Below are 17,266 nucleotides of genomic sequence, written 5' to 3' on the forward strand. Positions count from 1 at the left end.
AAGATAGAAAAAAGAAGCAAAGGAATGGAACAAAAAACGTGAGAAATTATATATGGGACTTTGATGGGACATTGTTTGATACGTATCCCGCAATGGTAGATGGTGCTCAGCAAGCTCTAAAAGATTTTGGTATCAATATGGACAAAAAAGAGATCTACTTCAAAATGAAAAAATATTCCACCAGTTATTTGATCAATGAATCAAATTTGGACGCCAATGAGTTTAATGAATGGTTTCATCGGTATGAGAAAAAAAGCAAGGAAGCTTCCCGTCCATTTCCAGAAACGAAACAAGTACTTGAAAGGCTAAAAATCAATGGAGGACGTCACTTCATCTTGACCCACCGTTTGACAGAATCGACATGGGAACTGCTGAAAGAGTATCAATTAGCCCATCTGATTGAGGAAGTAGTAGGGATTGATCAGGATTTTCCTCGTAAACCGGATCCAGCATCTTTAAAGTATTTGATTGAGACTTTTCATTTAGAAAGAACAGACACGATGATGATCGGCGATCGCCGTTTAGATATTGAAGCAGGGAAAAACGCAGGAGTCGTTACTTGTCTTTACGATATCGATCATTTTCTGGGAGAGATTCCTGCAGATTATGTGGTAGGAAATTTGAATGAAATCCTATCCTTGCAGAGTAACGTAAAAAAATAGTATCCCCTTACAAAGGAGATATGTTATAATTTTTATAAAGGAGTGATAAAATTATATGGAAATCAGAAGACAAAAAGAAGTAGTAGAAGCATTTCATTATGATATGAGATTACCGAACCAAGAAGTAGAAACAGATTTGAAAGTGGGCTTCTCGCCTTTGAAAGAAACGATCGAAAACTATCCGAAAGAACATAGCATCGTAGGAGCACGCTTAGAGTTCCGTTTAGTGTTTGATACATATGTTTTATCTGGAAGTGTGAGTCAGATCAATCATATCCTCAATCGGAAAATTGAAGGTCAAAATGATGTCACACAAGAAGAAGTGGACGAACTAGTAGCACCTTTATTCGATATCGTACGCCGGATGTCTTATGAGGTGACAGAGATCGCCTTGGATCAGCCTGGGGTAAAATTGAATTTTCAATCAGAAAAACAAGAATAGACAGTAAAAACATGCCTGCGATAGTTTTAATCTATCACAGGCATGTTTTTTTATTACTAATTGTAAGCAAAAAGAATGTCATTTCGATAAAAATCGTCTAAAATATAAAAGTCACTGAAAAAAATTTTTCAGGAGGATGGTTGAAGAATCATTCTCGGGAACCTTTACTTCCTTCGATGGACTTGTCATTAATAATATGAGGAGGAGAAAAATGACAACACTCATCACAGTTTTAGTGGTTCTAGTTTTTGCGGCATTATTATATGTGTTCTATCGTATGCAAAAGCGCCATACAAAATTTTCAACACGCGTCTTTACAGCATTAGGAGTTGGTATCGTCTTTGGCGGTCTACTTCAATTGATCTTTGGGGTAGAAGACAAAGTCGTTACTCAATCAATAGAATGGATCGGGATCGTAGGACAAGGGTATGTATCATTCTTGCAAATGTTAGTTATGCCTCTAGTGTTCATTTCGATCATTGGTGCATTCACAAAAATGAAAGTTTCTGAAAAGCTGGGGAAAATCAGTGCAACTGTACTGACTTCTTTACTTGGTACAACAGCTATTGCAGCATTGATCGGAATCGGTTCAACGATGCTGTTCGGTCTTCAAGGAGCTAAATTCACACAAGGAGCAGCAGAAACAGCACGGATCTCTGAATTGGCGACACGTCAGGAAACGGTTGAAAACTTATCGATTCCGCAGCAGATTTTATCCTTTATCCCTAAAAACGTATTTGCTGATTTAGCAGGTAGCCGTGCAACTAGTACGATTGGAGTCGTTATTTTTGCAGCCTTTGTCGGTATCGCTTATCTAGGGGTGAAAAGAAAAGCGCCAAAAGAAGCAGCATTCTTTTCAGATCTAGTCGACAGTCTGTATAAAATCATTATGCGGATTGTGACGCTTGTTCTGCGTTTGACACCATATGGGGTATTTGCTTTGATGACAAACGTTTTGGCAACAAGTGATTTTGCAGCTATCGTCAATTTAGGTAAATTTGTCGTTGCATCTTACGTAGCATTGCTGGCTGTTTTAATTGCCCACTCACTGATTTTGATTGGTGCCAAAGTCAATCCAATCAACTATTTCAAAAAAGCTTTTCCAGTATTGAGCTTTGCGTTTACTTCACGTTCAAGTGCCGGAGCCTTGCCATTGAACATCGAGACTCAGACAAAAGCTTTAGGAGTAGACGATGCAACAGCTAACTTCTCAGCAAGTTTTGGTTTATCTATTGGACAAAACGGCTGTGCTGGTGTTTATCCAGCTATGTTGGCAACGATCGTCGCACCAGCGGCTGGAGTGAATGTCTTTAGTTTGGAATTTATTTTGATGCTTGTGGCGATTGTAACAATCAGCTCTTTTGGTGTAGCCGGAGTCGGCGGTGGTGCAACATTTGCTTCACTGATCGTTTTAGGGGCAATGAACTTGCCAGTAGCAATCGTTGGGTTAGTTATCTCTGTTGAACCATTAATCGATATGGCACGCACAGCAGTAAACGTCAGCGGTAGCATGGTAGCTGGTATCGTGACAAGTGCACGCATCAAAGATTTAGATCGCGATGTCATCAATGATGATTCAAAAGTGATCGATGTGAATGCATAGTTAAAAACATACTAAGATTAGAGGGGAACATCATTGATAAATGAGGTTCTCCTCTCTTAGTATGTTTTTTTATTCATTCCATATAAGTACAAAATATTTATTCCGAAAAGTGAAAGCCTGAATAACAAAAACAACCAACTTAATTTATTATTAAAGAGAAGCGTATTTAAGTAGGATGAATCGGTTGAGAGCTTTCGTAGATTTTCCCATTTTCCTATGGTAAACTGACAAAGTTGGGGATGTTAGAACAGATCGTTTAGGAGGAAACAGATGTTTACAAATGAAATAAAAATCATGCTGTATGTGGACGATGTAGAAAAAAATGCAGCGTTTTGGAGAGCAATTGGCTTTGCGGAAAAAGATCGTCAAGAAATGGATGGGACGCTTGTAATTGAAGTAGGGATTGAGGACAGTCAAACCTCATTCGTGTTATATGATCGAGCGTTTGTTGAGTCCCATTCACCTGGTACAGCTACTAGTGCCCCATCTTTGATGTTTTACAGCAAAGATATCTTTGGATTATATAAAAAAATGCAGACGCAATCAGTCACATTAGGTGATATGGTACAGCTTGGAGAAGAATATGTCTTCAACTTTGCTGATCCTGATGGCAATTACTTTGCGGTTACAGGTAAATAATAGAAACAAAGACTTTGTTTTTCTGTGCAAAACAGGAAAGCGAAGTTTTTTAATTCAAATAATAATATTATGTAAACAAAAAAATCACATGCGTAATTATACACAAGCAAATAAATCGTCAAATGCGAACGCCTTCTTTATACTGTTTAGGAACGAAAAGAAGGAAGGAAGAAATACATGGATTATCAAGTACTGCTTTATTACAATTATACAAAAATAGAAGAACCAGAGGAATTTGCCAAAAATCATTTAGCCTTTTGCAAATCTTTGGATCTTAAAGGTCGTATTCTAGTAGCTGAAGAAGGAATAAATGGTACTGTGTCTGGAACCGTTGAAAACACGACTGCCTATATGGAAGCAATGAAAGCTGATCCTCGATTTGCTGATACGATGTTCAAGATTGATCCAAGCGAAGGACATGCCTTTAAGAAGATGTTTGTAAGATACCGTCCAGAGCTTGTAAGTTTAAAGCTAGAAGAGGACATTGATCCAAACCAAGTGACAGGTGCTTATCTTTCACCGCAAGAATTTAAAGAAGCTATTTTAGACGAACAGACAGTGGTGATTGATGCACGGAATGATTATGAATATGACTTGGGGCATTTTCGAGGGGCCGTACGCCCAGATATACGCAGTTTTCGAGAGCTTCCAGACTGGATTCGCGAGCACAAAGAAGAATTTATGGAAAAACGGGTAGTGACCTACTGTACTGGTGGTATTCGTTGCGAGAAGTTTTCTGGTTGGCTTGTCCGTGAAGGATTCAAAGATGTCGGACAGCTGCATGGCGGTATTGCTACTTATGGTAAGGATCCTGAAGTCCAAGGAGAATTATGGGACGGCAAGATGTATGTGTTTGATGAACGAATCGCTGTCGATATCAACCAAGTAGATAAACAAATCGTCGGTCGCGACTGGTTTGACGGAACACCATGTGAACGATATATCAATTGTAGCAATCCTGAGTGCAATCGCCAGATTCTTGCTTCCATTGAAAATGAAGAAAAACATTTAGGAGCATGTAGCGTAGAGTGTGCGAAACATCCACGCAACCGCTATGTTCAAGACCATGGAATCTCTCCAGAAGAAGCAGAACTGCGGTTTGCAGCTTTAAATAAATAGAAAACAATAGTTTTGATTGTCGACCATTTCCAATATGCGCTATACTATCGTTGAGGATGGTGATCCACATGAAATCATTGATTTATGCTATTGGCGATGTCCATGGTAAATATGATCTTTTTGAAAAACTTATTCACTATTATGATCCGACGATCCATCAGCTTGTTTTATTAGGAGATCTCAATGATCGAGGACCTCGTACAAAGGAATGTTTTCTATTAGGAAAACAATTAGTCGAAGAAACAGGAGCCATTTATCTCCGGGGCAACCACGAAGAATATTTTTTGCAATTTCTGCAAGCACCGGAGGACTGGTATGCGCCTTATATCAGAAATGGTGGAAAAGAAACATTTGAAAGCCTACTTCACCCAGGTGCGTCGGAGGAATACTCCCCGACTGAAATCTCAATGATGATCCGATCGAGATACCCAGAACTGATTGAATTTTTAGTCCAGCGCCCCTTGTATTATGAATGGGAAAATTATCTGTTTGTCCATGCTGGAGTGGATTTGACAAAGAAAGACTGGCGTAAGACAAGTCCAAGCGATTTTATTTGGATACGGGAACCATTTCATGAAGGGAAAAACAATACAGGTAAGACAATTGTATTTGGACATACGATTACACCAATGCTCCATGGAGATATGCAGACAACAGATCTCTGGATTCAGGATCATAAAATCGGAATGGACGGTGGGGCTGTATTCGGAGGGTCATTGCATGGGGTTGTTTTTGACAAGGAAGGCATCCTTCAAGACATTGAATATCAGAACAACGAAGGATCTTGGCAAGGAATCTGACAAATGGAAAGAATGAAGGAGCTGCGACTTTGTTGCGGCTCTTTTTATTTGTATAGAGAATATTGTTTCTTTCAGCAGTTTAACCCATGATAAAAAGTATGATAGAATAAAGAAGCAATTTTTAGCAGAAAAGAGGCATTTTAATGACGGAAAATTTGAACCAGACAATCATTCAGCTTGTACAAAAAGAGCTTTCAGACTATCGTCCCAAGCAGTTGACGACTGTACTTAATTTGTTAAATGAAGGAAACACCGTTCCTTTTATCGCGCGTTATCGAAAAGAAATGACGGGAAGTCTTGATGAAGTCCAGATTCGTGAAATCGAAGAGCGGTATGCATATCTTGAAAACTTAGAAAAACGAAAAAACGAAGTGATTCGGCTGATCGATGAACAAGGGAAACTGACCCCTGAGTTAGAAACAGAAATCACGCAATCCGTAAAAATGCAACAAGTGGAAGATTTATATCGGCCATACAAACAGAAACGACGGACAAAAGCAACGATTGCTAAAGAAAAAGGACTTGAGCCACTCGCGCTGTGGCTGATGCAGCTTACAGATGGAGAGGTGCAATCGGAAGCAGAAAAATATATCGATAAAGAAAAAGAAGTCTCTTCTGCTGAAGAAGCGTTGCAAGGTGCGCATGAGATCATTGCTGAACAAGTCAGCGATAATGCAAAATTTCGGACTTGGATTCGGTCTTATACGTATAACAAAGGCATGTATGTCAGCCAAGTCAAGGATGAGAAAATAGATGAAAAAGGCGTATATGAAATGTATTATGACTTTGCAGAACCTGTCCATAAAATGGTTTCTCATCGGATATTGGCCACTAATCGAGGAGAAAAAGAAGAGGTTCTCAAAGTATTCCTTCAAGTAGACGAAGCAGCAGTTTTAGCTTACTTGGATCGCCAATTAGTGAAAAATCCTGCCTCACCTTCTTCTTCCTTTGTAAGAGAAGCCTATCAAGATAGTTATAAACGCTTTATACAGCCGGCAATCGAGCGAGAACTGCGTAATGAATTGACTGAAAAGGCGGATGAGCAAGCCATCGCTATTTTTGGAGAAAATCTTCGCAATCTTTTGTTGCAACCGCCGCTAAAAGGTAAAGTCGTACTGGGATTTGATCCGGCCTATCGTACTGGATGTAAACTAGCAGTCGTAGATGCGACAGGAAAAGTTTTGGCAATCGAAGTCATTTATCCGCATAAACCTGCAGCACAAGCGAAAAGGGAAGCTGCTGGTCCAGCTTTTATCCAATTGATCAATCAATATCAAGTAGATATGGTAGCTATCGGGAATGGAACAGCCAGTCGGGAATCAGAACTTTTTGTGGCTGAACAATTGAAATCAGCCGACCATAAAGCCTATTATGCCATTGTCAATGAAGCTGGCGCTTCTGTTTACTCTGCTAGCGAAATTGCACGAAAAGAATTCCCGCATCTACAAGTAGAAGAAAGAAGTGCTGTTTCTATTGCCCGTCGTCTGCAAGATCCTTTAGCTGAATTAGTCAAGATCGATCCTAAAGCTGTCGGTGTAGGACAGTACCAACATGATGTTTCTCAAAAACGTTTGGCTGAACAATTGGATTTTGTCGTGGAAACAGCGGTCAACCAAGTAGGCGTGGATGTGAACACGGCTAGTCCACAGCTCTTGCAGCATATATCAGGATTGAATAAAACGACTGCCCAAAACATTGTCAGTTATCGTGAAGAAAATGGAGAATTTACTGCACGAACTCAGCTGAAAAAAGTGCCACGTTTAGGACCAAAAGCATATGAACAAGCAATCGGCTTCTTGCGAGTTCCTGGCGGGAAAAACATTTTGGACAACACCGGTATCCATCCCGAAAGTTATTCTATTGCGAAAGACATATTAATGACCGTCCATCTTTCAGAAAAAGAGCTTGGGACAGAAGAAGCAGTAGAAAAATTGACACGGTTATCCGCGGAGAAACTGGCTGAAAGCTTATCAGTCGGAGAAGAAACGTTAGCCGATATTTTAGCTGGGCTGACAAAACCTGGACGAGATATGCGTGATGAGATGCCAGCGCCCCTATTGCGTACAGATGTGTTGAGTATGGAAGATTTGAAACCAGGTATGGAATTGACTGGAACGGTCCGTAACGTCATCGACTTCGGCGCATTTGTCGATATCGGTGTGAAACAAGACGGACTTGTCCATATCTCAAAACTTAGCAAAAAATTTGTCAAGCATCCAACAGACGTCGTGTCAGTCGGAGATATCGTGACGGTTTGGATAGAGCAAGTTGATACGAAAAAAGGCAGAATCAGTTTGACGATGCTTTCCCCTTATGAAGAGTAACAATGAGGAGTAACAAAAATTGACACAAGAAGAACTGCAGCAGTTAGTAGAAGAGATATCATTAAAAAGCTTCCAGCGTCCTTTCAAGCACCAAGCAATGTTCAATCCACGCTTGCGTACAACTGGCGGGCGCTATCATTTAAACGATCATCATTTAGATTTTAATGTAAAGCTGTTTGAAGAGTCAGACAAAGAAACAATTGCAGGAATCATCAAACATGAACTTTGCCATTATCATCTGCATCTAACTGGAAGAGGATATCGTCATAAAGATATGGATTTCAAGTATCTTTTGAAAAAAACAGGAGGATTGCGCTATGCGCCAGCCTTGACGAAGAAACAGATAAAGATCGAATATTATCAATGCCAAGATTGTTCTGCCACGATCTGCCGCAAAAGAAGAATCGATGTACACAAATATCGTTGTGGAAGATGTCATGGGGAAATCAAATGGATTGAGACAAAGAGAGAAAGCCTCAATGAAGTATAAAAAATCAAATGAAAGGATGAAGAGTTTTTGGAAAAAAACGAGCAGAGAAATCTAAAAGACTGGAATCAGTTATTAGCCTTTTTAGCCGCACCTGATGAGAAAGATTTTGAGAAATTGTCGGCACCTACACTTATTTTAGCTGGAAACGGTCTTCCTATCTTAGCTGATAAAGCAGCACAAATGTATGTAAATGGTCAAGTAGAACGTTTGTTTTTGGTCGGCGGGGTGGGTCATGCGACTAGGATCCTTTATGAGAATTTTGAAAAGCAAGGATTTCATTTTGAAGAAGGCATGAGTGAAAGTGAAATCTGTCGTCAGTATCTAAAAGAAGTCTATGATTTGCCCGATAAGGCTTTCCTGATAGAATCGAAGTCTACAAATTCTGGAGAGAACGCCACTTTTTCACTGGAGATTCTTCATTCCTTAGATGCTGTACCAGAAAAAGTCCTATTGATGAATGATCCGACACTGCAACGCAGGACTCGAGCAACTTTTGAGAAAGTATGGCAAAATGAACAAACTGTTTTCGCAAATGCTGTGCCATTTGTGCCGGAAATCCTTCACTTTTCTGAGGAGATCGTCTTTACAGTAAAAGAACTGAACCATCAATGGCCGAAGGAATATTTCTATGCACTGGTGTTAGGAGAAATGGAGCGACTCCACGACGATGAGAATGGCTATGGTCCGAAAGGAAAAGATTTTATTCCTCATATTGATATATCAGAAGAAGTTTGGTCTTCTTATACAAGAATCAAACAGTCAATAAAAACGGATTTTTCCCGTACATGACCTTTTTAGCAGGCGAATCCTCCTTTCTAAATAAATTTGGTTGAAATTTTCAATCGTTTATAAGATAATGAGGAGCGTGTTGAATGTAATAGCTAAAAGAATGGACGCTAGATAAGAGAAGAGGATTCAAATGGAAAATCAAAATAAATTGTATCATTTTGTTGGTATCAAAGGTTCAGGAATGAGCTCCTTGGCTCTTGTTTTACATGAACAAGGTTTAAATGTCCAAGGATCAGACATTGAAAAATATTTCTTTACACAAAGAGATTTAGAAAAAGCAAATATCACGATTCTGCCATTTAACGCAGACAATGTAAAACCAGGTATGACGATTATTGCAGGAAATGCATTTCCTGATTCACATGAAGAAATCCAGCGAGCAAAAGAATTAGGTTTGGAAGTGATTCGCTATCACGACTTTATTGGTCATTTTATCCAAAACTATACGAGTATCGCTGTAACCGGTTCTCACGGAAAAACAAGTACGACTGGTCTGCTCTCTCATGTATTGAGTGGTGTTCGTCCAACAAGTTATCTAATTGGAGACGGAACAGGGCATGGTGATCCGCAAGCGGAATTCTTTTCATTTGAAGCCTGTGAATATCGCCGTCATTTCCTTGCCTATTCACCAGACTATGCGATCATGACAAACATCGATTTTGATCATCCGGATTATTATACAAGTATCGACGATGTATTTACAGCTTTCCAAACAATGGCTGGACAAGTGAAAAAAGCTATTTTTGCGTACGGTGACGACGCTTATTTACGCAAATTAGAAGCAGATGTGCCGATTTATTATTATGGTGTCACAGAAAATGATGATATCCAAGCACGAAACATCGAACGTACAACATCCGGTTCTGCTTTTGATGTCTATCATGGGGATGAATTTGTTGGACATTTCACTGTACCGGCATTCGGCAAACACAATATTTTAAATGCTTTAGGTGTTATTGCAGTCGCGTATTTCGAAAATCTGGATCTGAAAGAAATTGCGGAAGAAATGCTGACTTTCCCAGGAGTAAAACGTCGATTCAGTGAAAAAATCGTAGCAGACATGACCGTAGTCGATGATTATGCGCATCACCCTGCAGAAATCAAAGCAACCATTGATGGCGCACGCCAAAAATATCCAGATAAAGAAATAATTGCAGTTTTCCAACCTCATACGTTTACGCGTACGATTGCATTGATGGATGAATTTGCAGAAGCACTTGATTTAGCTGATAAAGTTTACTTATGCGATATTTTTGGTTCGGCTCGGGAAGAACAAGGAAACGTTAAGATCGAAGACCTTGGAGCGAAAATCAAAAAAGGTGGAGAAGTCATCAAAGAAAATAATGTATCTCCATTATTAGATTATCATGATGCAGTAGTAATCTTCATGGGTGCTGGAGATGTTCAAAAATTTGAACAAGCGTATGAAAAACTTTTAAGCAGCACGACGAAAAATGTACTGTAATACAATTACTGCAGTGTCCTTATAAAAATAGAAAGAGGGAGAGTGGCAAAATTCTTGTCATGCTCCCTTTTTTACAACTTTTGATAAACGGCGTTCAAAAGCTTGCATCTGCGGTAATAAGCCTAGCCAAATCAAAAACATGAGAAGCTGTTTTTTCTTGGCTGTTCTTATTACTTGATGCAGGACAGCTTTTTCACGACCTCTTTAAACTATAGGAATCTGTTAAATCAAAGGAGCAGAACTTGCCTTTTGCGCTGCTTTTGGTACAATAATGTATGATTAAAAATAAACTGGAGGGTTTCTATCTTGAACATAGGTAAGCCGAGAAAACTAGGAAAAACAATAAATGAAATCGAGGAAGGCGACTCGTTATCTTTAACAGAATCTATTGAAGATAACCAGCTTTTGCTGTATTTGGGATTGACGAATGATGCAAATCCTTTGTATATCCAACATGACTTTGCACAAAAAACAGAATATCATCAGCCAATCGTTCCATCAGTGATGCTGATGGGGATCATCACAAGTGCAATTTCAAAGCATCTTCCTGGACCAGGATCACATGTTGTCAATTTTTCTGTCAATTTTATTGAACCGGTTTTCCATTATGAAACACTGACTTTTCAGTTTGAGGTCATAAAAGTAGATAAGATGAAGGACGTGGTGACGATTTCTGTAGAAGCGGAAAACACGAACGAAGATCGTGTGTTGGATGCTGTTGTTATGGTCCAACCGCCACAAGTTCCTGAATTGGAAATAGCAATCGAAAGTGAAGGTGAATTAAATGAATAATCCAAGTACATCAATGTCAGGCATCAATCGTTTTTATGCAAAAGTTTATGGTTTTTTAGGTATGGGGCTTGCCCTTAGTGCAGTCACTTCTTACTTGGCTCTTTGGGTATTTCCTTTACAACTAGCAACTTTTATCAATAACTTTCCATTAGGCTTTATGGGTCTGTGGATCGTTGAACTGATTTTGGTAATGGTTCTAGGCGTAAAAGCACAAAAGAATCCGAGCTTAGCGATCGGTGGATTCATTGCCTACTCTCTTTTGAATGGCGTAACATTAGCAGTTACTCTTGCATTCTACGATATTGGAACAGTAACACAAGCTTTCTTGACAGCTACCTTGATGTTCATGGGGATGTCTGTTGTCGGAGTGACAACAAAACGAGATCTTAGCGGGGTCGGAAGAGCAGGACAGGCTGCTTTGATCGGAGTGATCATTGCACTAGTCTTGAACATCTTCATTTTGAGAAGTAGCGCAGTTGAGCTGTTCATCTCACTGCTTTTAGTCGTCATCTTTGCAGGGATCACAGCTTATGATAACCAAAGCATTCGTAATATCTATGTCCAGACAAATGGAACAGCACATAGTGGCATTGCTGTATTTATGGCATTGAAGCTGTATTTAGACTTTATCAACTTGTTCTTGGCGTTTTTAAGAATCTTTGGACGGAACAACTAAAAAAGGAAAAAATTGATCAGTTGGGGCTATACCAAAATATTTGGTATGGTCCCGCTTTTTCTTTTCGCATTCCGCATGATTCTTTGTTAGAATGAATAAGAACTTTACAGTAAGGAGTTAAGAAGATGACAAAAAATAAATTATTACTCGTTGATGGGAACAGTGTGGCTTTTCGCGCATTCTTTGCGCTGCACAATTCCCTTGAACGTTTCAAAAACAGAAACGGTCTTCATACAAATGCAATCTATGCATTCAATACGATGTTTGAAAATGTTATGCAAAAAGAGCAACCGACGCATGTTCTGGTTGCGTTCGATGCAGGAAAAACGACCTTTCGGACAGAAATGTATGCGGAGTACAAAGGAGGAAGATCTAAAACACCAGGCGAATTCAAAGAACAAATGCCATATATCCGTGATTTGTTGACGGGATTAGGTGTACAGTATTACGAATTGCCCAATTATGAAGCGGATGATATTATCGGTACTTTGGCAGAAAAAGTAGATAAAAATCAATTTGATGTCGTCGTACTTTCCGGTGATCGGGATTTGACTCAATTAGCTAGTAAAGAAGTAAAAGTGGATATCACTGTAAAAGGTGTCAGCGATATCGAAAGTTATACACCAGAACATGTGGCGGAAAAATATGATGGATTGTTACCAAAACAGATTATTGACATGAAGGGACTAGCCGGAGATGCCTCTGACAATATCCCAGGTGTGACTAAAATTGGTGAAAAAACAGCTATCAAGCTATTGAAACAATATGGCTCAGTCGAAGGAATCTATGAGCATATTGATGAAATGAAGCAAAGCAAAATGAAAGAAAATCTGATAAATGACAAAGAGCAAGCGTTCTTATCGAAGAAATTGGCGACCATCAATACTTCAGCCCCTGTGGAGGTCTCTATCGACTCATTGAAGTATGAAGGGAAAAATCTCGATAAACTCGTTCCATTTTATAAAGAAATGGATTTCAATCAGTTCCTTTCTAAACTGAATATCGTTGAAGAAGAAGTAAAAATGGATGATATTTTATTTGAAGTCGTGCATGAATTTAAAGAGGAAATGTTTACTACGGATATGGCACTGTACGTGGAAATGATGGGCGACAATTACCATACAGAGGAAATCGTCGGAGTAGCGTGGGGGACAGAAAAGAAAATCTATGTCACGAATGATCTGTCTGTATTCGAAAACCAAGCGTTCCATTCTTGGATCACTGATCCGAACCGATTGAAAAAAGTATATGATGCGAAACGAACTTATGTTGCTTTAAATCGCTATACTGGAAAAACGAAAGGAATCGATTTTGATGTCTTGCTAGGTGCATACCTTCTCGATACGAATGAAAAAAGCACAGATATCGAAGGAATAGCTGCACATTACGGATACAACGATATCCAATCAGATGAAACTGTATACGGCAAAGGGGCGAAAAAAGGTTTACCAGAAGAAGAGGAACTCTTTTTTGCTCATTTAGCGCGAAAAGTAGCTGCAATCAATGCGTTAACACCAAAATTGAGCCAAGAACTGGCAGATAAAAACCAAGAAGATCTTTTCCGGAAAATGGAACTGCCATTGTCTATCATTTTGGCAGAGATGGAAATAAGCGGGATCAAAGTAGATGCGACTCGCTTACAAGAAATGAAGGGCGAGTTTTCTGCTCGCTTAAGAGAGATCGAACAAAAAATCTACGAAGAAGCCGGCGAAGAATTCAATTTGAATTCACCAAAGCAATTAGGAGTGATCTTATTTGAAAAAATGGGATTACCCGTTATCAAAAAAACAAAAACTGGGTACTCCACAGCCGTAGATGTACTGGAACAGCTTCGTGAACAAGCACCAATCGTAGAGGATATCCTAACCTATCGTCAAATCGCAAAAATTCAATCTACCTATGTCGAGGGACTGCTGAAAGTGATCCAATCAGATGGAAAAGTGCATACCCGTTATGTCCAGACATTAACCCAAACAGGACGATTAAGCTCTGTTGATCCTAATTTGCAGAACATCCCGATTCGATTAGATGAAGGGAGAAAGATACGTCAGGCATTTGTTCCGAGAGAAAAAGACTGGTTGATTTATTCTTCTGACTATTCACAAATCGAGTTACGCGTACTTGCGCATATCTCAAATGATGAACATTTGAAAGCTGCCTTCCTAGAAGGTCAAGATATCCATGCCAGCACAGCGATGCGCGTATTTGGAATCGAAAAGGCAGAGGATGTCACACCAAATATGCGTCGGCAGGCAAAAGCAGTGAATTTTGGTATCGTTTATGGCATCTCTGATTACGGACTTTCACAAAATTTAGGCATCAGCCGAAAAGCAGCACAGCAATACATCGATACGTACTTTGAAAAATACCCAGGTGTCAAAGAATATATGGAAAGAATCGTACGCGAAGCAAAAGATCAAGGCTACGTCGAAACGCTGTATCACCGCCGACGATATTTGCCAGACATCAATTCAAGAAATTACAATATCCGTTCTTTTGCGGAACGAACAGCTATCAATACACCAATTCAAGGAAGTGCTGCTGATATTTTGAAAATCGCGATGATTGAATTGGATAAACGATTAAAAGAAACAGGTCTTCAAGCTACGATGCTGTTACAAGTTCATGATGAACTTGTCTTCGAGGTACCTGAAAAAGAACTTGAATCATTAGATAAATTGGTGAAGGAAGTTATGGAACAAGCTGTTTCTCTCCATGTACCACTGATCACTGACAGCAGTTGGGGAAAAACGTGGTACGAAGCAAAATAAACATTGTTTAAGACAGAGCAATATAATGAAGGTGAAAAGAAAAAATGCCAGAATTACCAGAAGTAGAAACCGTTCGTAAAGGATTGGAACGGTTAGTAGTAGGAAAAACGATTCAGAAAGTGCAGGTCTTGTGGCCCAAGATCATTGAGCAACCAGAGACGCCCATCTTTGAGGCTTCTCTTGTTGGCGAAACCATCCAATCCATTGGACGTAGAGGGAAGTTTTTGATTTTTCATCTCGATCATTATGAACTGATCTCACACTTGCGAATGGAAGGAAAATATCAATTCACGAAAGAAAATACACCAATCGATAAACATACGCATGTACTTTTCTTTTTTGAGGACGGGAGCCAACTTCGCTACAACGATGTACGAAAATTTGGTCGTATGACAATTGTCGAAAAAGGAGCAAGTGCAACTTACCGAGGAATCATGAAATTAGGACCTGAGCCATTGCCTGACAGCTTTTTATTAGCAGATTTTGCAGCTGGACTGAAAAAATCGCACAAAGCAATCAAGCCTTTACTGCTAGATCAACGTCTAGTAACGGGACTAGGTAATATTTATGTAGACGAAGCATTATGGGAAGCGAAGATTCATCCAGAACAACCGGCGAATACATTACGTCCAAAAGAGATAGAACAATTACGTCTATCGATCATTGATGTTTTGAATCGTGCAATAGAAGCCGGAGGTACCACGATTCGCAGCTATTTGAATGCATTAGGAGAATCAGGCGGATTCCAAGTCGCACTGCATGTCTATCAGCAAACTGGCAAACCATGTATACATTGTGGGACACCGATCGTGAAAATAAAAGTGGCACAAAGGGGGACTCACTATTGTCCGAATTGTCAAAGGCTGAAAATCGAAAAGTAGGCTTTGTTTTAGGTTTGACGGGCGGAATAGCTACTGGCAAAAGTACGGCAGCCAAAGTCTTTCAGTCTCATGGATTTCCTTTGATCGATGGTGACGTGATTGCTAGAGAAACTGTTGAGCCTGGAACGCTTGCTCTGAGGAAGGTTGTGTCCGTGTTTGGCCAAGAGATATTGCAGTCTGATGGTCAGCTAGATCGAGGGAAACTTGGGATGATTGTTTTTCCATCAAAGGAGAAACGACAAAAACTTGATCAGCTATTAGATCCGTTTATCCGAAAAGCGATAAAAGATCAAATCGCCTATCTAAGTTCCCATCATCCTTTAGTAATTGTAGATATCCCATTGCTCTATGAAGGTCATTATGACCACTATATGGATGCAGTAGCTGTCGTTTATACCACGCCAGATATTCAACTCAGACGCTTGATGAAACGTAATCAACTAACACTAGAACAAGCACAGCAGAGAATTAGCAGTCAACTTCCAATCGAAGAAAAAAAGCAGCGTGCGGATATTTTGTTTGACAACAACGGAACAAAAGAGGAACTTGTGGAACAAATCGAAAATTGGCTTTCAGCTAATCGCTTTCTTTGAGTATCTGTGTCAAGTTTGCTATCCTGAGTATATAGAAAGCGAGGGATAGCGATGGGATCATTTAAAAACCAAAAGGATAAAGTCGTAGGTAACGCAAAAGAAAAAATCGGCGAAATACTCAATAAAGAAAATCTAATCGATGAAGGTCGTACGCAATCAGAAACAGCAGAAGAGAAAGAAAAGCAGTACCAAGCAAGAATCGATGAAATAGAAGACCAGCAGGCAGAAAAAGAAGCGAAACAGCAAGATTTGACTCAAGAACGAAAAAATCCGGTACCTGATCGTAGTAAGACACCGCTCCCAGAAAGTGAACACATTCCTGATGAACAAAAAATCGAGGAACAACGAATGAAACACTATACAGGAATCGAAGAGAAGTTATAAAACAATAAGAAATAGAGATGTGACTTGAAGCAGATGATAAGATGTTCATCTGCTTCAAGTTTTTTGTGCTAGCCGACTAAATCAGCTTTTGGGCGAGTCATTTCTCAGCAATCAAGGTCATCAGTACTGGAAAATTGAAATTGAATTAGGACAGGGAACATAATTACGCATGAAAATAGAAAAAATTGTTCTTATATCCGTGTTTTTTTGGGTAGGACAGTCGCGTTTGTGATTTGTTTCGTGTTATAATACAACTAGTTGTAAAGAAAGACACATCCTTTATATAAAAATGCGATGCAAGAGGTGAGACAAAATGAGATGTCCCAGATGTCAACATAATAATTCACGAGTAATCGACAGCCGTCAAGCAGATGATGGACGTGCGATCCGTCGCCGTCGCGAATGTGAGAATTGTTCGTTCCGATTCACTACTTTTGAACGAATTGAAGCTGCTCCGTTATTAGTCATCAAGAAAAACGGGGAACGCGAAGAATTCAATCGCGATAAAATTTTAAGAGGACTCATCCGCTCAGCAGAAAAAAGACCTGTAGCTATGGAGCAAATGGAACAAATCGTCAACCATGTCGAAAACCGCGTACGCAGTCTTGGGGAAAACGAAGTATCAACGAATCTGATTGGTGAATATGTGATGGAGGATTTAGTCGATTTAGATGAAATCGCGTATATCCGTTTTGCCAGTGTTTATCGCCAGTTCAAAGATATGTCTGTTTTCTTAAAAGAGCTGCAAGATATCGTGGATAAAGCAAAAGAAAATAATAAAGAGAATAATAAAGAGAATAATAAAGAAAACAATTAAGAAACAAAAAGGAGGCATT

17 protein-coding genes are annotated in these 17,266 nt (G+C 39.5%); all 17 read left to right on the forward strand.

The window, feature by feature from the left end:
- Window positions 1-38: 38 nt before the first annotated feature.
- The 17 genes from OZZ83_RS00600 (at window position 39) to nrdR (ending at window position 17,247) form a co-directional block, all read left to right on the forward strand.
- Window positions 39-662, forward strand: coding sequence for an HAD-IA family hydrolase (locus OZZ83_RS00600; protein ID WP_002306550.1), 624 nt, complete (start codon window positions 39-41; stop codon window positions 660-662).
- Window positions 663-717: 55 nt separating this feature from the next.
- The gene (locus tag OZZ83_RS00605) at window positions 718-1,104 is read left to right on the forward strand and encodes a DUF1149 family protein (RefSeq protein WP_002291995.1); all 387 of its coding nucleotides are present in this window, start codon (window positions 718-720) and stop codon (window positions 1,102-1,104) included.
- Window positions 1,105-1,315: 211 nt separating this feature from the next.
- Entirely contained in the window at window positions 1,316-2,707 is a 1,392-nt protein-coding gene (locus OZZ83_RS00610; RefSeq protein WP_278023304.1) for an L-cystine transporter, read from the forward strand.
- A 270-nt stretch (window positions 2,708-2,977) separates the two neighbouring features.
- The gene (locus OZZ83_RS00615; protein WP_002291991.1) at window positions 2,978-3,346 is read left to right on the forward strand and encodes a VOC family protein; all 369 of its coding nucleotides are present in this window, start codon (window positions 2,978-2,980) and stop codon (window positions 3,344-3,346) included.
- Window positions 3,347-3,523: 177 nt separating this feature from the next.
- The gene (gene trhO / locus OZZ83_RS00620; protein ID WP_002291988.1) at window positions 3,524-4,465 is read left to right on the forward strand and encodes an oxygen-dependent tRNA uridine(34) hydroxylase TrhO; all 942 of its coding nucleotides are present in this window, start codon (window positions 3,524-3,526) and stop codon (window positions 4,463-4,465) included.
- 68 nt (window positions 4,466-4,533) lie between these two features.
- Window positions 4,534-5,265 carry a metallophosphoesterase family protein gene (locus tag OZZ83_RS00625; RefSeq protein ID WP_002291986.1) on the forward strand — a complete coding sequence of 244 codons (732 nt, stop codon included), beginning with the start codon at window positions 4,534-4,536 and terminating at the stop codon, window positions 5,263-5,265.
- 143 nt (window positions 5,266-5,408) lie between these two features.
- Entirely contained in the window at window positions 5,409-7,589 is a 2,181-nt protein-coding gene (locus OZZ83_RS00630) for a Tex family protein (RefSeq protein ID WP_002313701.1), read from the forward strand.
- A gap of 19 nt (window positions 7,590-7,608) precedes the next feature.
- Complete coding sequence (locus OZZ83_RS00635; protein ID WP_002306555.1) at window positions 7,609-8,079, forward strand: SprT family protein; 471 nt, start codon at window positions 7,609-7,611, stop codon at window positions 8,077-8,079.
- A gap of 27 nt (window positions 8,080-8,106) precedes the next feature.
- On the forward strand, window positions 8,107-8,868 hold the full coding sequence (locus OZZ83_RS00640; RefSeq protein ID WP_002336444.1) for a YdcF family protein: 762 nt from the start codon (window positions 8,107-8,109) through the stop codon (window positions 8,866-8,868).
- 130 nt (window positions 8,869-8,998) lie between these two features.
- On the forward strand, window positions 8,999-10,333 hold the full coding sequence (murC, locus tag OZZ83_RS00645) for a UDP-N-acetylmuramate--L-alanine ligase (protein ID WP_252706656.1): 1,335 nt from the start codon (window positions 8,999-9,001) through the stop codon (window positions 10,331-10,333).
- Window positions 10,334-10,639: 306 nt separating this feature from the next.
- Window positions 10,640-11,125: a MaoC/PaaZ C-terminal domain-containing protein gene (locus OZZ83_RS00650; RefSeq protein WP_002291977.1), complete on the forward strand. Its 486-nt coding sequence runs from the start codon at window positions 10,640-10,642 to the stop codon at window positions 11,123-11,125.
- Complete coding sequence (locus OZZ83_RS00655) at window positions 11,118-11,801, forward strand: Bax inhibitor-1/YccA family protein (protein WP_002306560.1); 684 nt, start codon at window positions 11,118-11,120, stop codon at window positions 11,799-11,801. Before OZZ83_RS00650 ends, OZZ83_RS00655 begins: the two co-directional genes overlap by 8 nt.
- A gap of 125 nt (window positions 11,802-11,926) precedes the next feature.
- Window positions 11,927-14,572 carry a DNA polymerase I gene (gene polA / locus OZZ83_RS00660; protein WP_252706654.1) on the forward strand — a complete coding sequence of 882 codons (2,646 nt, stop codon included), beginning with the start codon at window positions 11,927-11,929 and terminating at the stop codon, window positions 14,570-14,572.
- Window positions 14,573-14,616: 44 nt separating this feature from the next.
- Complete coding sequence (gene mutM, locus OZZ83_RS00665) at window positions 14,617-15,453, forward strand: DNA-formamidopyrimidine glycosylase (protein WP_002345952.1); 837 nt, start codon at window positions 14,617-14,619, stop codon at window positions 15,451-15,453.
- On the forward strand, window positions 15,417-16,046 hold the full coding sequence (gene coaE / locus OZZ83_RS00670; RefSeq protein ID WP_002291970.1) for a dephospho-CoA kinase: 630 nt from the start codon (window positions 15,417-15,419) through the stop codon (window positions 16,044-16,046). Before mutM ends, coaE begins: the two co-directional genes overlap by 37 nt.
- 51 nt (window positions 16,047-16,097) lie before the next feature.
- Window positions 16,098-16,430: a hypothetical protein gene (locus tag OZZ83_RS00675; RefSeq protein ID WP_002291968.1), complete on the forward strand. Its 333-nt coding sequence runs from the start codon at window positions 16,098-16,100 to the stop codon at window positions 16,428-16,430.
- Window positions 16,431-16,743: 313 nt separating this feature from the next.
- The gene (gene nrdR, locus OZZ83_RS00680) at window positions 16,744-17,247 is read left to right on the forward strand and encodes a transcriptional regulator NrdR (protein ID WP_002291966.1); all 504 of its coding nucleotides are present in this window, start codon (window positions 16,744-16,746) and stop codon (window positions 17,245-17,247) included.
- Window positions 17,248-17,266 lie beyond the last annotated feature (19 nt).

This window comes from Enterococcus sp. E5-162 (assembly GCF_035725965.1).
GTDB classification, from domain to species: domain Bacteria; phylum Bacillota; class Bacilli; order Lactobacillales; family Enterococcaceae; genus Enterococcus_B; species Enterococcus_B lactis.